Below are 16,145 nucleotides of genomic sequence, written 5' to 3' on the forward strand. Positions count from 1 at the left end.
TCCGGGGAGTTGGCATTGATAAACCGCCACCTGGGGCCGAGGCCCGATTCTCAGTCCCATGACAGAACTGTTGACTAACGCAAATCAGCTTAGGCGGCCATGAACTGACCCGGACCCAAAGGTTTATTTTGCCCTCAGAGCGGAGTGGCCCCATAATGGGGGAGATTTCAGTCAGAAAGGAGCCTACACCGTGGATACAGCGGTCAACGAATCCCTCTCGATTTCCTATAACTTAGAACAGTTCTTGATTGTGCTCTCGGTCTCCCTGAGCATTGCGACCCTGTCCAAGACGGTGCCAATTCTGCGGAAAATTCCCTACACCCTGCTGTTGGTAATTGTGGGCATGGCCCTGGCCTTTGTCGATGTGAAATTGATCAATCTGTCGCCGGAATTGATCATGGAAATTTTTCTGCCTCCCCTACTGTTTGAGGCTGCGTGGAATTTACAGTGGCGCAATCTCAAAGAAAATTGGTTTCCGATTACTCTCTTTGCCACTTTGGGAGTGGTCATCTGTGTGGTGGGCATTGCCTTTCCCCTTTCCTATTGGGGGGGGATGGAGTTGGCGATCGCCTTTTTGGCCGCGGCGGCCTTGTCTGCTACAGATCCAGTGTCGGTGATTGCCCTATTTAAAGAGTTGGGGGCGAGCAAAAAACTAAATACGTTAATGGAAGGGGAGAGCCTATTTAACGATGGGGTGGCGGTGGTGGTCTTCCTCATTTTGGTGGGCATTCCCCTAGGCACCAGCACTTTTGACTTGTCCGTTACCCTCGCTCGATTTGTCACCGTGATCGGCATTGGGGTGGGCTGTGGCCTGGTGATTGGCTTTAGTTTGTCCCTGTTGACCCAACGATTTGACCTACCTTTTGTGGAACAGTCCCTCACCCTGGTGTCGGCCTACGGTGCCTATATTCTGGCGGAAAACCTGGGGGGATCGGGAGTAATTGGGGTGGTGGTAGTGGGCATGGTGTTGGGCAACTATGGTTCCCGCATTGGCATGAATCCCCGCACCAGACTGATTGTCAGCATTTTTTGGGAATTTGTGGCCTTCTTTGTCAATTCCATTATCTTCTTACTGATTGGGGATCAAATTGGCTTGAGCAGTCTTTCGGACCACCTCAACCTGATTTTGATTGCCATTGCTGCGGTGGTGGTGACTCGCTTAGTGAGTGTTTTTGGTCTGAGCTTGATCAGCAACAAGGTGAGTGACCAGATTAGTAGTACCCACATTACTCTCCAGGAACAAACCGTACTCTGGTGGGGCGGATTGCGGGGTTCCGTCGCCATTGCCGTGGCCCTGAGTGTGCCCCAGGCGATCGCCGAGAGACAGGCCATCATCGACATTGTCTTTGGTGTGGTGCTATTCACCCTACTGGTGCAAGGACTGACTACCCAATTTGTGCTCAAAGGCCTAGATTTAATTGGCGATCAACCCCAACGGTTGGAATATGCAGAGCTAGTATCCCGACAAATTGCCCTACGGCGGGTGTTGGCGGAACTGGAAAAAACCGATGAGTTTCCCGACATTAACCCAGAGCGGTTGCGTTATAAGCAGGAATTAGTCCAAGGACAACTGCAAAGCGTCACCGACAAACTCAAACTGCTCCTGCAGGAATATCCCCTATTGCAGGAAGTGGCCAACAAAAAATTCGACCAGACGGTACTAGATATAGAGGCGGAAACCTATGCCGATTTAATTCGTATGGGTCGCTTGGAGGAGAATATTATGCCTTTACTGGTCACCCTGGAAGGGGAAAATGTGGCCGAACCATCCTAGAGCGTGTTTTAAAAGTCCCCTCCTAGCCCCAAACTTTGGGGGGATTTAAGTAAAAGTTCCCCAGTATTGCCGGAGCTTTAGTAGGTCGATTTAGGGAGAAAAAGAAAACTTTTCAAACATATTCTTGGATATGATTCGATTCTGTTTGGCCTAAACCAGTTTTTGGATCACTAAAATTTCTCCCATGGTCAGGAAAATTTCAGCGTTTCCCAGTTCCTGGAGAGCCTGGATAAAACTGGGCATATGCTAGCGGTAGTCACAAGGAAACCAATCTTCTTTCAATGGCTAAAAGGGCGGCTTGGGTACGATCTCGCACCTCCAACTTACGCAAAATAGTGTGTACATGGACCCGCACTGTGCCCGGCGCAATGTAAAGTTCGTCGGCAATTTCTTGGTTACTTTTACCCTTGGCCACCAAAGATAAAATTTCTAGTTCACGCTTAGTGAGTGGGTTCTCTCCATCTGCATCCGCCAATGGCAGCACCGCCCCCGTGGACGAACTGTGTTGAAACGCGGTCTGAATTTCCTGAGAAGCAATGGCATCCCACCAGAATGCACCAGCCGCCACTGAGCGAATCGCCAGCACTAATGTTTCTGCGGCCACCCCTTTAACGCAATAGCCCTGGGCTTGGGCTTCAATCAGGCGGTTAATTAAGGCAGGCTGGGAATGGGAAGTAAGAATTAGGACTGGTAATTGTGGATGAATTTTTTTGATTTGATGGCAGGCTTCAATGCCGCCGATACCGGGTAATCCCACATCTAAAATCACCACATCAAAAAGCTGTTGATTGACGTAGGCGATCGCCGTTTCTCCATCTTCCGCCTCCCCGGCCACGTCCAACCCTGGTTCCTGGCTGAGACGGGTCACCAATCCCAAACGGAAGAGTTCATCGTCCTCCACCAAAAGAATCCGGATTGAAGTTGGGGAAATTGCCATAAATGGTTTTGATTAACAAAGGTAGTCTGGATAATTGGCCTAAATTGGGGGTCAAAACTAGCCGATCCAATGCCTGCTATCTATCCCAAAATTATGCTTTCTGAACCCTATCATTTTCCTTTAAAACGTGTTTGGAAAGTTTTATTCCGCCCCCTAAATCCCCCAACACTGGGGGACTTTCACTCAGTTTTCCCTAAATTGAGGGGGCCAGGGGGGCTTTTAAAACAGTTTTAAAGATGAATAGCAATAAACTAAAGAGAACGTTAAACCCTAGGATTCTATGGGTACGGAAAAAGCAAAAATAGCCCCTTGGGGAGAGCGGGGTTCCGCCCAGATTTTACCACCGTGGGCTTCAATAATTTGGCGGCTAAGATATAACCCCAGTCCGGCTCCCTTTGCTTGGCGATCGCCATGGCCTTGATAAAATTGCTCGAAGAGATTGGGCAATTCATAGTCGGGAATTCCCCGCCCTTCATCGACAATTTGCACCTGGAAATGATTATTTTTGGAAGTAAGGGAAATTTCCACTTTACGGCCCCGGGGGGAGTGATTAATGGCATTGGTAATGAGGTTATTAAAAACCCGTTGCAGTTGCAAAGCATCGGCCTGTAACCAATAGGCTTGGCGAAAGTCGGAGTTACCTTGACGCAGACATAAATGGATTTGGCGGGACGTGGCCAGGGGGGTGAGTTGCAGAATTACTTCCTCCGCCAGACTAGTGAGATTGACCGGTTCCTGGTGCAGATATAAACCCTCTGTGTCATTGCGGTAAACATCCATCAGGGTTTCCACCAGTTGCAGGGTCATGCGGTGGCTACGCATCATAATGGCGATCGCCCGTTGTTGGTTATGGGTAACAGCCCCAAACTGTCCTGCTTGGAAGGCATTAAGGGTTTCAATTGCCCCCAAAAGGGGAGTTTTCAGGTCATGGGTCAGGGTTGAGACAAAATCCTCCCGCACCTTAGCCAGTTGAATTTGGGTTTCCAGTTGCACCTGTTGTTTCACCATGGCCGCTTCGTATTGTTGCAGGCGATCGCTCAGCCAAGCGGTGACTAGCAGTGCCAGTACGGTGATTATCCGATTGGCCACGGTGATGGGGGTGATGGGTTCAATGCCCGGAATCCACAAATTGAGCAGGGTTAAAACCACCGCAGTACCTGTTACCCAGAGGGTTGCCCGATGCCCCAGCCGCACACTAGCCAATAGTACTGCCCCAATGTACAGATAGCCGAGCACGTAGGGAGGGGGAGTGCTGTAATCCAAACTGATCACGATTAAAAAAAGAATTGCCAACAACCAGTGGGTACGGGTCCAAATACGCACTGTTTGGTCGGCCAATGATTGAACAGAAATGGCTTTCAAGGGGAAAAGTTGCAGGGGTCTTCCCGCCCATACTAAAACAAAAAAGATAGATCTATTCGTTTAATTACTTCTATATCATTTGGTATAGGCAAAAGCTAAACAACTTTAATATAGGTAAGGAAATTGCTTAGGCATAATCTATAAATACCTTTTAAATGCCCTTCTATACCTTGTGAAAGTTCATTTATCACAGCAAACTGATGATATGGATAAATTAGGGGCGGAATTTGATTTTTTTCCCATAGCCAGTAACCCCCACTTATCCTGTTTTGATGATGGTTTGGAGATGACAAAATTTTATGTTGCAAGGTTTTGTACAAATTGCATTAATTTTAGCTATCCTTGTGGCCACGGCCCCCTTGCTTGGGCGTTATATGGCACGGGTTTTTCTTGGTCAGTCCACTTGGCTCGATAAAATTGCCCGTCCTCTAGAGTCGTTGATTTTTGCCGGTTCCGGGATTACAAAACATCCCTCCATGGGAGCAACCCAATATGTTAGTGCTGCGCTGATCAGCAATCTGGTTATGGGGGTTTTTGTCTTCCTAATCTTGATGTTCCAGGGCAGTTTACCCCTCAATCCCACGGGTTTAGCTGCTCCGTCTTGGGATTTGGCCCTACACACTGCCATTTCCTTTGTGACCAATACCAATCAACAACACTATTCCGGAGAAACGACCTACACCTACTTTAGTCAGGCTGGAGCCCTAGGGTTTTTGATGTTCACTTCTGCGGCCACCGGCATTGCAGTGGCGATCGCCTTTATTCGGGGCCTAACCGGCCAGGCGATCGGTAATTTTTACCAGGATTTAGTGCTATCAATTACTAGAATTTTATTGCCAATTTCCCTCGTGGGAGCAATACTCCTCCTGGTGGCGGGGGTACCGGAAACCCTTGCGGGGCCAGCCCAGGTAACCACCCTGGAAGGGGCCACCCAATGGATTGCCCGGGGTCCGGTGGCCCATTTTGAAATCATCAAAGAACTAGGGGAAAATGGTGGCGGTTTTTTTGGTATAAACTCTGCCCATCCCTTCGAAAATCCCAATAATTTTGCCAACCTCTTGGAAACGGTAATTATGATGGTGATTCCCGCCGGCCTCATCATTACTTACGGCATCATGGCAGGCAACCCCGAGCAAGGGTGGTTAATTTTTTGGATGGTGTTTATTCTTTATGGAATTCTGATTGCCATTGCCGCTGTGGGGGAATTTCAAGGTAATCCTCTGATCAATCAAATTCTGGGGGAAACCCAACCCAATTTAGAAGGTAAAGAAGTGCGCTTTGGTTGGGTATTAACGGCCCTGTGGGCTGTGTCCACAACGGGAACCATGTGTGGAGCAGTCAACGGCATGCATGACTCCCTCATGCCCCCTGGGGGTTTTGTTACCCTATCGGACCTATTCCTGCAAATTATTTGGGGAGGCCAGGGCACGGGCACAGCCTATCTGTTTGTGTTTCTCATCCTGACGGTTTTTCTCACTGGATTGATGGTGGGAAGGACACCGGAATTTTTGGGTCGCAAAATTGAGAAACGGGAAATTGTCCTCGCTAGCTTAATTCTTCTAATCCACCCCATTGCCATTTTAATTCCCACCGCTATCACCCTCGCCTTTCCTGACACCCTAGCGGGCATTAGTAATCCGGGCTTCCATGGCATTTCCCAGGTGGCCTACGAATATGCTTCCGCCGCCGCCAACAATGGTTCTGGCTTTGAAGGTTTGGCGGATAACACTCTTTGGTGGAATTTAAGCGCCAGTTTCTCGTTAATTGCCGGACGCTATGTACCAATTGTTGCCCTAATTTTCTTGGCAGATGGCATGGCCCGCAAACAACCCGTTCCGGAAACCAGCGGTACTCTCCACACCGATACAACCCTATTCACCGGGATTACCGCCGGAGCCATCATCATCCTCGGTGCCCTGACCTTTTTGCCCATTTTGGTACTCGGTCCAGTGGCGGAAGCTTTCAATTTGGTTTAGCAGATCCTTGGTTGCTACCTTTTCTCTACCCTTAAATCCGATTTTTACCTAAGATTATGAACTCCACTTCCACTGTGCGACAACCGGGGGGGCCACGGCAGCAGCGGCGACACACCCCAAAAGCCAATCTTTCCGATCTCTATCAAAGGGCTTTCAAGGAAGCCTGGGTGAAGCTCAATCCCAAAATCATGGTCAAAAATCCGGTCATGTTTATGGTTTGGGTCGGCACCTTGATCACTGGGATGTTGACTCTCAATCCCAACCTATTTGGGGTTACTGGCACCTCAGCCATGTTTAACGGGTTAGTGACGGTTATTTTGTTATTTACGGTTTTATTTGCCAACTTTGCCGAAGCCGTGGCCGAGGGTAGGGGAAAGGCCCAGGCCGATGCCCTGCGTTCAACCCAGACTCAGACCTATGCCCAGCGAATTTTAGCCGATGGTTCCCTAGAAATGGTCAGCTCCACCCATCTACGGAAAGGCGATCGTATTGTCGTTTCGGTCGGCGATATTATCCCTGCCGACGGGGAAGTGTTGGAGGGGGTGGCCTCGGTGGATGAATCCGCCATTACGGGGGAATCGGCTCCGGTACTGAAGGAACCAGGTTCCGATGTGGCCAGTTCCGTGACGGGGGGCACCCGCATCATTTCCGATGAACTGATCATCCGGGTGACAGCAGATCCCGGTAAGGGCTTTATTGACCGCATGATTGACCTGGTGGAAGGGGCAGAACGCAGTAAAACCCCCAATGAAATTGCCCTAACGGTATTGTTGGCGGTGTTGACCTTGGTGTTCCTAATTGTGGTGGCAACTCTGCCTCCCCCGGCTAATTACATCGATAGCCCGGTGAGCATTACCCTACTTATTGCCCTCTTGGTGGCGTTGATTCCCACCACCATTGGCGGTTTGCTGAGTGCCATTGGCATTGCTGGCATGGACCGGGTAGCCCAGTTTAATGTGGTGGCCACTTCCGGGCGGGCCGTGGAGGCCTGCGGCGACATCAACACCTTGGTGTTAGATAAGACGGGCACTATCACTTTGGGGAACCGTTTAGCGGAGACCTTTCTGCCAGTGAATGGTCATTCTTTGAAAGAAGTGGCGGCGATCGCCTTGGCGGCAAGTATTTTTGACACTACCCCAGAGGGAAAATCCATTGTGCGCCTAGCGGAAAAGATGGGAGCTACTTTGGACTTCGATCGCCAGCAGGCGGAGGGGGTGGAATTTTCTGCTCGGACTCGCATGAGCGGCACCGATTTACCCGATGGCAGTGAAGTGCGGAAAGGGGCGGTGGATGCCATCCGGGGCTTTGTGCGGTCAAGGGGGGGCAAGTCTCCCACCGGCCTTGACGAAGCCTACGGAAAGGTTTCCCATCTAGGGGGCACCCCCTTAGCGGTCTGTCGTAACGATGAGATTTACGGTGTAATTTATCTTAAGGACATCATCAAACCAGGTATTCAAGAACGATTTAATCAACTGCGACGCATGGGGGTCCGCACCGTTATGCTCACGGGGGACAATCGCATTACTGCTTCGGTAATTGCCAAGGAAGCGGGGGTTGATGACTTCATTGCCGAAGCTACTCCGGAAGACAAAATCCAGGTTATTCAACAGGAACAAGCCGCTGGTAAGTTGGTGGCCATGACCGGAGACGGTACCAACGATGCCCCGGCCCTCGCCCAGGCCAATGTGGGTTTAGCGATGAATTCCGGCACCCAAGCGGCTAAGGAAGCGGCCAATATGGTGGACCTCGATTCTGACCCCACTAAACTGATTGACCTGGTCACCATTGGCAAACAACTTCTAATCACTAGGGGGGCATTGACCACTTTTTCCCTGGCCAACGACATTGCCAAATATTTCGCCATTATTCCTGCCATGTTCGCCGGTATTGGCATTGGTGCCCTCAACATCATGGATTTGAAGAGTCCCCAATCCGCCGTACTTTCGGCCCTGATTTACAACGCTCTGATCATCCCTGCCCTCATTCCTCTGGCCCTACGGGGGGTGAAGTTTCGTCCTTTAAGTGCCGATCAATTACTCCAGCGCAACATTTTGGTTTATGGGCTGGGGGGCATCATTGTGCCCTTTGTGGCCATCAAGCTCATAGACCTCGGTATTTCGTTGCTTTGATGTCCGATGACTGCAAGGTTTTGCCATTGTGCCCTTTCCCCAGAGATTTTTCCCTACTTTCTCCTTTACTCCAACTCCGATGTTTTCTACTTCTAAAACCTCCGTCATTGGCCGCATCATCTTGCTGGCGACTTTATGCAATTTGGCGATCGCCTCCCCCATTTATGCTGCTGGTAACGGCGCCATTGACCGGGGAACGGCCTATGCCCTTGGCCTCCTAGTAATCATTGTTCTGGGATTGGCTGTTTACCTGGCCATGGTAATTATTGAGCCGGAACGTTTTTAAGGTTACTTTTTCAAACTAGTTTGGTTAATTTTTATGCTCCATTACTAACCTGATATTTTGCCTAAAAGCATCTTTCAAACGCCCCCTGCCCCCCCAAAAAAATTAGGGGGAAGTTAAGTAAAAATCCTCCATTATTGGGAAATTTAGGGGGCAAAATAAAACCTTTCAAAAAAACTCTAAAACTTTGCCATGATTCGCAATTTTGTGATTAGTTTACGCAGTACTGCCCTGCTTTGGATTTTAACAGCCCTCATTTACCCGGCGATCGTATTAGTGATTGGTCAACTGGTCTTTCCCTACCAGGCCAATGGTAGCCTGATCACTGATTCCCAGGGGCAAGTTGTGGGTTCGGCTTTGATCGGACAAACCTTCACCGAGGAGGGCTATTTTTGGAGTCGCCCCAGTGCCATTAACTACAGTGAAGGGGCAGATGCTTCCCCCACGGGCATTTCCGGTGCAAGCAACCTAGCTCCCAGTAATCCTGACCTTTTATCCCGCATTGAAGCAGAGGCCCAACGCTTAGAGGACAATGCCGTGCAACCCACTGCCGATTTGCTTTACAGCTCTGGGTCAGGGCTTGATCCCCACATTAGCCCAGCGGCGGCCCAAGCCCAGTTCGACCGGGTGGCCAAGGCCAGATCTATTCCTCCCCAGGAGTTGCAAAGCCTGATAACTAAACACACTGAGGGGCGCTTCCTTGGCATTTTTGGTGAGCCTGGGGTCAATGTCCTCACCCTCAACCTGGCCCTCGATAACCGTTAAACCCTTGCCTCTGATGTTTCAAGCAAAAATTCTTGTGGTTCACCACGGCGATCGCCTACGGGCCATGGTTAGCCAGAGTTTGCATTCAACTTCCCTTACCTATGAGCTACACCGGGTTGGGAATTGAAACCTTGATCCGACCTATCGTCCTGCCCATGAAAACTTAGACCGTTCAACGACGGACCGAGGCAGGCCCCTCTGCTTTCTGCAAATCCCCTCTGCCCCATCACCATGATCCATGCCGGTCAATCCAGTTCCTTGACTCCAGCGGCGTCCCCCCCTCACCGGCGGGGTAAACACAAAATTTTCATTGGCATGGCCCCGGGGGTTGGCAAAACCTATCGCATGTTGGAGGAGGGGCAACAGCTCAAGCAGGAAGGCTTTGACGTGGTGATTGGCCTGTTGGAAACCCACGGCCGGGAGGAAACGGCCCAAAAAGCCATTGGTCTGGAGCAAGTCCCCCTCAGAACCATGATTTGGCAAGGGCGATCGTTGCTGGAAATGGATACCGGAGCCATTCTGGCCCGATCGCCGCAGTTGGCGTTAGTGGATGAGTTGGCCCATACTAACATCCCCGGTGCGGAGCGGGAAAAACGCTATCAAGATGTGGAACTTATTTTGGCCGCAGGCATTGACGTCTATTCCACCATCAACATTCAACATCTAGAAAGCCTCAATGATTTGGTGTATAAAATTTCCGGGGTGGTGGTGCGGGAACGGGTGCCCGATCGCCTTTTGGATGAAGCTGACGAAGTGGTAGTGGTTGATGTTACCCCAGAAACCTTGCAAGAGCGTTTGCAGGAAGGCAAAATTTACGCCCAGGACAAAATCAACCAAGCCCTGCAAAACTTTTTCAAGCGCCAGAATTTGGTGGCCCTGAGGGAACTGGCTTTGCGGGAAGTGGCCAACAATATTGAGGAAAATAGTCGCCATGATCAACAGACTAATCACTGTGCTGTCCACGAACGGATTTTGGTGTGTATTTCCACCTACCCCAATTCCATTCAATTATTGCGACGGGGGGGGCGCATTGCCAGTCAAATGAATGGTCGTCTATTTGTCTTGTTTGTGGCTCCCACCAATCAGTTTCTCTCCAAGGTGGAGGCACTCCATGTGGAAACTTGTCAACATCTGACCCAGGAGTTTGAAGGGGAATTTATTCGCCAGGAATCCGACAACGTGGTGGGGGCCATTGCCCAGGTGGCCACAACCTATCGCATCACCCAAATTGTGTTGGGGGAAAGTCGGCGATCGCGGTGGCATTTACTGATCAAGGGTTCCATTATTCAACGGTTAATGCGCTGTTTGCCCACTGTTGATCTGCACATCATTGCCAATGGCTAAATCATTTTTACCTAGGAACTGACTACCGTCACTAACATGCTCCCCCCATAAAGTTGAGACCTCCGGCTAGCAAAGGCTAAAACCTTTTTTGAAATTCCACTATGCCCCGGCTGTCGTCTTGGAAATTGCTAGACCCCCGGATCACAGTGCTGTCGTTAACCCGGTATTCCAAGCCCCACTGGGGTAGGCGATCAGAGTTGATGATTTTTTGCACCGACACTCCTATTTGGGGGGTAATATCAATTCCAGCTTCCGCCGCTACTCCAATTTGATTTCCCTGGAGGCGATCGCCTTCGTTCATTAAGGGAGTGGAAAAAATGCGAAATTCACTTAGTCCTAAAGCTTCCCCAATGCGCCCCTGGACTGGGCCCAACACTGCGGACCCGGCCAAATTAGCTAGCCCCACTGTGGTTTGAGTACTATCCTGACCAAGGGTACTGAGCACACCGCCCCCTAACAACGTAATAATTTCCTGCGGCGATCGCCGGGGGGTACTGGTGAGCTGAATATTTTGGTTAATCTCACTGCCATAGCCATTAATGTGGGCTTGGATACGCACCGTTTGTAGGCTGTCTTGGTTAGCACTAAAGGGTTCTGGAATCTCGGAGGATTGGGAAGGACGATTAGCAATATTGCGGCTTGTTTCACTGACGGAACTGAGCAAATATAAATCGAGATAGGGGTCCAAACCCCGCTGGGGCAGAAAATAAACGCTGTTATTTTGGTTATTATCCAACCTTAATTGGCTGGCAAATAGATTCACCTGGCCCCCTTTGAGCTTAATTTCCCCCTCAGGACGTAAATTTTGTGGGGTACCATTCAGGGTCACTTGGCCAGCGGCGGCAAAATCGAGAAAAGGTAAATTTTGCACCCGGATATTTTCCGCCAACACCAAGTTTAAGTTGTTGAACGTTAAGCCCCGCTGGGAAGAAGCACCGGAACCCAAGGTAGGTAGGGTTTGCCCCACGGAGATATTGCCATTGCCCAGGGCTAATTGACCTCCTATTTGGGGGGCGATCGCCGTGCCGGTAATCTGCACCAATCCCCCCAAAGCCCCTTGGTACAAATTGGGAATATCCACCGCCAAATTATTTAAGCTTAGTTGTAAACCCTGGTCCACATCGGGTAAGGCATTTTGCAGGGGTAGACTGCCCACCATCGCTAATCTCCCGCCACTAATCTGCCCAGTTAAATTGGTGACCTGGAGCGTATTTAAGTCCGCCGTAATTTGGGCATTGACCTGGGTTAAGGGCTTATCTGGTAACATCTGAGCGGCGATCGCCCCATTGTGGATGGTAATTTCCCCCAGCCCCTGGAGTTGGTACAGGGTTTGTTTATAGGGATCAAGGCAACCCAACAAAGCTAAATCCACTTCTCCCTGACCGCCTAGCCAACTTAATTGTCCACGGCTGAGTAGGTTGATCAACTTCAAACTGTCATTTTTTAACTTTAACGCTACGGAAAAATGATCACTGTTGGGGGCTTGGCTAGCAAAAGGAAAGACGTAGGGCACACTACCCTGTAATTGCAGGGGTTCCGTGAGGGAATTAACCAGACTTTGTAACTGAAAATCTAAGCGACCAGCCTGGTAACTAAAATCCCCCTCAGTTTTTTCCAGCGCTAAAGGACCAAAGCGATTCTCTTTAATTTGCACTTTGCCCTGGAATTGAGGGTCCCGCCGGCTACCCCGGAGGCGAAAATCAGCAAATACATCCCCCTCTGGAGCAAAGTGGGCCGGGAGACGTAAAATTTTGGCTAAGGGACCAAGGGGTAGTTGATGGAGTTGAATTTCTCCCTGTTGGCCCTGGGGTCCCAGTGACCCTGTTACCCGCAAAAATCGATCGCCACTTCGTAGTTCCAGGGGAGCAAAGCTAAGATTATCCCCCTGCCAGCGCCCCGCCAATTGCAATTGCCCCAGCCCATGGTCGCCCCACTGCCAATCTTGGCCCCAAAGGTTAAAGTTGGCCGCCAGGGGAGAGTCTTCCCGTTTCTCCACGGTAATTTTGCCCTGCAGTTGTCCCCGCAGTTGGTCTAAATCTGGTACAGGTTCATGATTGGTCTCCGTTGGGGCCAAGCTAGCTTCACTCTGGGCCAGTTGATTAAATTGAGTGGCCAGATCATCCAAGGCATTGCCCACACTAACCAGCGGTGGCAAATTTTCTTGGTCTAAATCTTTGCCTATTTCACCGTATAAATCCTTAGCAGTACCGTAAATGGGGGGCTGAAAACCCCGGCCAAAATCTTCCCAGGTGAACAGTTGCAGAGCCGTTAAAACATCTTCAATCCGGCTTTGACGGAAACTAATTTCCCCGCCCCACTGGGGTTGATCGCCTTGGAAATTGGCTTGCCCCTGCACTAAAACTGTACTCTGGCCATGGCGCAAACGACCATTGTCCACCGTTAGTTGCCCCTGGCCGTAGCGAAAATTGCCGGTTAAATCCTGGGCGCTAAAATTACCCCAACGGGGTTGCTTGATATTAACCCTAGTGGCGATCGCCGTTTTTTGGGCCAGGTCAAGCTGAAAATGCCCCGACAATTGTCCTCCCCAAGGTTGGCTCTGGAGTTTGGCCAAGGAATCCGTTAAAGATTTGTCGCCATTGGGAACAAGGGTAAGGGCTAAGGGCAGACTATTTTGCAAAGCCTCTAGGGGTAAGGAATGGGCTGTTAAAGACCATTGGTCAGCCTGTTTTTGCCCTGCCAGTTGCCATGGTCCCCGCTTAAATAACACCGCCGTTGGTTGGTGCTTGGGGTCTAAACTGAGGCGAATTTGTTCCCCTTCTCCCTGGAGAGCCAACTGTAATCCCTGCGGATCTTTTTCCGCCTCACCCCTTAAACGGGAGGCAAATTTAAATTCCCCTAACTGCAAATGGTTCACTGCCAATTGCCCTTGCCATAAAGGTTGCCCACCGGAGCCAGTCACATCTCCCTTGAAATCTAAATTTCCCGCCAACGGAGCCCCTGGGGGAGTGGGAATAATTTTGGCTAGGGGTAACCCAGTAGCCTCCACCTGGAGGTCCATAGCCTTGATTGCCGCTTGGAAATCAAAACCGGTTTTAACCCCAGCAATGGCAATTTGTAGATTTCCCCGGGCGTTTAAACCCTTGCTACGGAGTTGGCTTAACTTAAGCTGGGAGCCTTGCCAGTCAAAGGCGATCGCCACGGGGTCGGATAATAATTGCCAACCCTGGGAGCTAATTAAATTTCCTGTTAAGTTCGTCAACTGAGCCGTTTCCCCAGTCCACCGCCCGGTTAGACTCAATTTTCCCGCCACCTGCCCCGGTTGACCAATGCGCAAAGCCTGCCAATCTATGCCCTCCGAGTTGAGTTGGGCAGTGAAGTTTTCCTCCCCTACACTGAATTTTTCAATGTTTACTGTCCCCTGGGGGGAATGCCATTGCCCAGCCCCGGCTAAATCCCATTGCGGCAGAGGTTGGTCTAGTTCTCCCTTGCCAGTCCAGTTCCCAGCCAAAGTTCCCGACCAGGATTGATCCATACCGGGCAGGGTTGCCAGGGAAATATTTTTCGCCACAAAAACCCCTTGCCATTGTTTACCCTGGAGTTGAAATTGGTCGATCGCCACGGTGCCCTGGGGTAGAGTTACTTGCCCTTGACCCTGTAGCTGCAATGGTGACTGGTCTTGCTGATTGCCCTCAGCCCACACCTGGGCTTGCAATTTGCCCTGCTTGAAACTGTCTGGGATTGATGCCGTGTCGAAAGTGCTAAGGGATAAATTCTGCAGTTGAAAATTGCCTTGCCATTGCCCTCCCTGGTAGGCAAAATCGTTGGTTTTAACCAATCCCCCTGCGAGGGCAACATCAGCTTGGGCCTGGGCCTGCCAAGTAGGAGGTTCAGATAATTTTCCTGTGATTTGGGCTTGCCCTGATAGGGGTAAAACGGGTGGTAATTGGGCACTTAAATCCCCCTCTAACCAGGGTTGCACATCAACTTTGTCAGCCTGAATATGCAGTTGGAACGGTTGCCAATCCAGTTTATTTCCTTGTCTGTGGGCTTGAATTTGCCCCGATCCGGTTAGGTTACCGCCGCTGTGGGGTGAAGCCTGAAAATGTTTCACCACCACCCGATCGCCTTCTAGGTTGACGTTGGCTTGGAAATCATCTAGGGCTAAGTTTTCAATCTGGAGGGAATTTTTACCTGCTTTTTGTAGGGCGACGTTAATTTGCGGATTTTCGAGAGGCCCTTGAATGGTGACCGTGGAACTTAATTGACCACTGATGGGCATGGTGGCCGGGGGAAACTGTAGCCCCTGGAAAATTTTGTTGACTTCCAACGGTGCGGTGGCGATCGCCAGGTTAAAGCCATCCTGCCAGTCAATGTGACCCTTGCTTTGGGCTTGAATTTCTCCCAATTGTCCTTTCACTTGTCCCAGTTGAATTTTGCGACCTTGGAAAGTTAGAGGGCCATTAATGGCAGTTAAGGGGCGGGCCAGTTGGGGCAGTTGCAAACTAGCTTGGTGTAAATCCACCTCCCCATCCAGGGAAGCCAGTTGTTGATCCTCAACGGCGATCGCCAAGTCACTGTCTAGGGTACCCCTTTGAAAATTCAGCGGTAGGGGCAAAATTTGCTTGAGGGCGGTGAGGGGTAAATGGCGACTTTTGACCTGGAGTTGCCAGCGTTCCTGGGCTGGGTCAATCGTTCCCTCCAAATTTAGGTAACTGTGGCGCTCCACCAGGGGTAACAGTTGACCTTGGAGACGAAAACGGAAAAGCTCTTGGTTCGACCCTTGCCAAAATTGGGCATCATTTAACCGTAATTGAATGGGTTGATTGAGAGCTTGGTGACCGTTGCGACTAACCACCGTGCCCCGACCCCGACGAACAATTAATTTTTCCAGTTGGAAGGGAAAATCTTCCGCTAATTGCCCCATCTCTGTATGCCACCACTGCCCTGATCGCCCCTGTTCAAAATAGGCTTGGGGTTCCATGGCGGTGATGGTCAGCCCGAGATGTTCATCTTGGAGATATTGCCAGGGGTTATAGCTAATCTTTAAACTTTGGAGTTGTACCCAGTTGGGGTCGGTGGCTGTAGCCGGAATGCTAGTGGCACCAAATTCTAGATGGGTGAGGGAAACACTGGTTAATGGCCCCAACTCCACCGGACGATTCAAGAAATGTTCCACCGCTTGCCCCACCAAGGGAGACACATTTCGTTGCACCCAATAATGACCGTAGGTCACCCCCCCGGCGATCGCCACTACCACGCCACTGCTAAAGCCCACCACCATTGCCCAGGGGAAAACCGCCCTGGAATGCTCTGCTAACCGGGGCACCCCCAAGGGGGACTCAGACTTTTGGCGATCGGTGACCATAATTTCAGGCGCTATTCATTCCCCACAACCACCCTGTTAGGCTAACACTAGCCAGCAAAATCCTGGGCAAACCAGATCCAATTCATCTTAGTCATACCATCACCACCAGGGAGACGGAGTAGAACCTTGCTCTTGTTCCTTTTACCCTAGTTTTTCTGCGCCGATATTGGCGCGGGAGAGTTGATCAATCCTGCTGATCAATCTGAATCAACAATGATTTCCCACCATAAATAGTCCAGCACTGTTCTA

The 16,145-nt window shown here is 50.4% G+C and carries 9 protein-coding genes; 6 read left to right on the forward strand and 3 right to left on the reverse strand.

The features are described from left to right. Positions 1-190: 190 nt before the first annotated feature. Positions 191-1,774 carry a Na+/H+ antiporter gene (locus tag SYNPCCP_RS06995; protein WP_010872552.1) on the forward strand — a complete coding sequence of 528 codons (1,584 nt, stop codon included), beginning with the start codon at positions 191-193 and terminating at the stop codon, positions 1,772-1,774. A 256-nt stretch (positions 1,775-2,030) separates the two neighbouring features. Here the strand turns inward: SYNPCCP_RS06995 and SYNPCCP_RS07000 are convergent, their stop codons facing one another. Further along, on the reverse strand, positions 2,031-2,711 hold the full coding sequence (locus tag SYNPCCP_RS07000) for a response regulator transcription factor (protein ID WP_010872553.1): 681 nt from the start codon (positions 2,709-2,711) through the stop codon (positions 2,031-2,033). A 270-nt stretch (positions 2,712-2,981) separates the two neighbouring features. Continuing rightward, a complete protein-coding gene (locus tag SYNPCCP_RS07005) occupies positions 2,982-4,034 on the reverse strand; it encodes a HAMP domain-containing sensor histidine kinase (RefSeq protein ID WP_010872554.1) in 1,053 nt (350 codons plus the stop codon). Between the two features lie 338 nt (positions 4,035-4,372). Between SYNPCCP_RS07005 and kdpA the strand changes: the two genes are divergently transcribed. The 5 genes from kdpA (at position 4,373) to SYNPCCP_RS07030 (ending at position 10,570) form a co-directional block, all read left to right on the forward strand. Further along, a complete protein-coding gene (kdpA, locus tag SYNPCCP_RS07010) occupies positions 4,373-6,049 on the forward strand; it encodes a potassium-transporting ATPase subunit KdpA (protein ID WP_010872555.1) in 1,677 nt (558 codons plus the stop codon). A 56-nt stretch (positions 6,050-6,105) separates the two neighbouring features. Then, positions 6,106-8,178 carry a potassium-transporting ATPase subunit KdpB gene (kdpB, locus tag SYNPCCP_RS07015; RefSeq protein WP_010872556.1) on the forward strand — a complete coding sequence of 691 codons (2,073 nt, stop codon included), beginning with the start codon at positions 6,106-6,108 and terminating at the stop codon, positions 8,176-8,178. A gap of 79 nt (positions 8,179-8,257) precedes the next feature. Further along, the gene (locus SYNPCCP_RS07020) at positions 8,258-8,464 is read left to right on the forward strand and encodes a potassium-transporting ATPase subunit F (protein WP_020861724.1); all 207 of its coding nucleotides are present in this window, start codon (positions 8,258-8,260) and stop codon (positions 8,462-8,464) included. Between the two features lie 189 nt (positions 8,465-8,653). Next, positions 8,654-9,226, forward strand: a complete 573-nt coding sequence (kdpC, locus tag SYNPCCP_RS07025) for a K(+)-transporting ATPase subunit C (protein WP_010872558.1) — start codon at positions 8,654-8,656, stop codon at positions 9,224-9,226. 231 nt (positions 9,227-9,457) lie between these two features. Further along, positions 9,458-10,570: a sensor histidine kinase KdpD gene (locus SYNPCCP_RS07030; RefSeq protein ID WP_010872559.1), complete on the forward strand. Its 1,113-nt coding sequence runs from the start codon at positions 9,458-9,460 to the stop codon at positions 10,568-10,570. A 76-nt stretch (positions 10,571-10,646) separates the two neighbouring features. Here SYNPCCP_RS07030 and SYNPCCP_RS07035 read toward each other — a convergent pair whose 3' ends face one another. Next, a complete protein-coding gene (locus tag SYNPCCP_RS07035) occupies positions 10,647-15,896 on the reverse strand; it encodes a translocation/assembly module TamB domain-containing protein (protein ID WP_010872560.1) in 5,250 nt (1,749 codons plus the stop codon). Positions 15,897-16,145: the final 249 nt, after the last annotated feature.

It is taken from the genome of Synechocystis sp. PCC 6803 substr. PCC-P (assembly GCF_000284455.1).
Taxonomy (GTDB): Bacteria; Cyanobacteriota; Cyanobacteriia; order Cyanobacteriales; family Microcystaceae; genus Synechocystis.

Coding starts and splice junctions, on each gene's coding strand:
- SYNPCCP_RS07000 (WP_010872553.1), bottom strand. CDS start 2,711: ATGGCAATTTCCCCAACTTCAATCCGGATTCTTTTGGTGGAGGACGAT.
- kdpA (WP_010872555.1), top strand. CDS start 4,373: ATGTTGCAAGGTTTTGTACAAATTGCATTAATTTTAGCTATCCTTGTG.
- kdpB (WP_010872556.1), top strand. CDS start 6,106: ATGAACTCCACTTCCACTGTGCGACAACCGGGGGGGCCACGGCAGCAG.
- SYNPCCP_RS07020 (WP_020861724.1), top strand. CDS start 8,258: ATGTTTTCTACTTCTAAAACCTCCGTCATTGGCCGCATCATCTTGCTG.
- kdpC (WP_010872558.1), top strand. CDS start 8,654: ATGATTCGCAATTTTGTGATTAGTTTACGCAGTACTGCCCTGCTTTGG.
- SYNPCCP_RS07030 (WP_010872559.1), top strand. CDS start 9,458: ATGATCCATGCCGGTCAATCCAGTTCCTTGACTCCAGCGGCGTCCCCC.
- SYNPCCP_RS07035 (WP_010872560.1), bottom strand. CDS start 15,896: ATGGTCACCGATCGCCAAAAGTCTGAGTCCCCCTTGGGGGTGCCCCGG.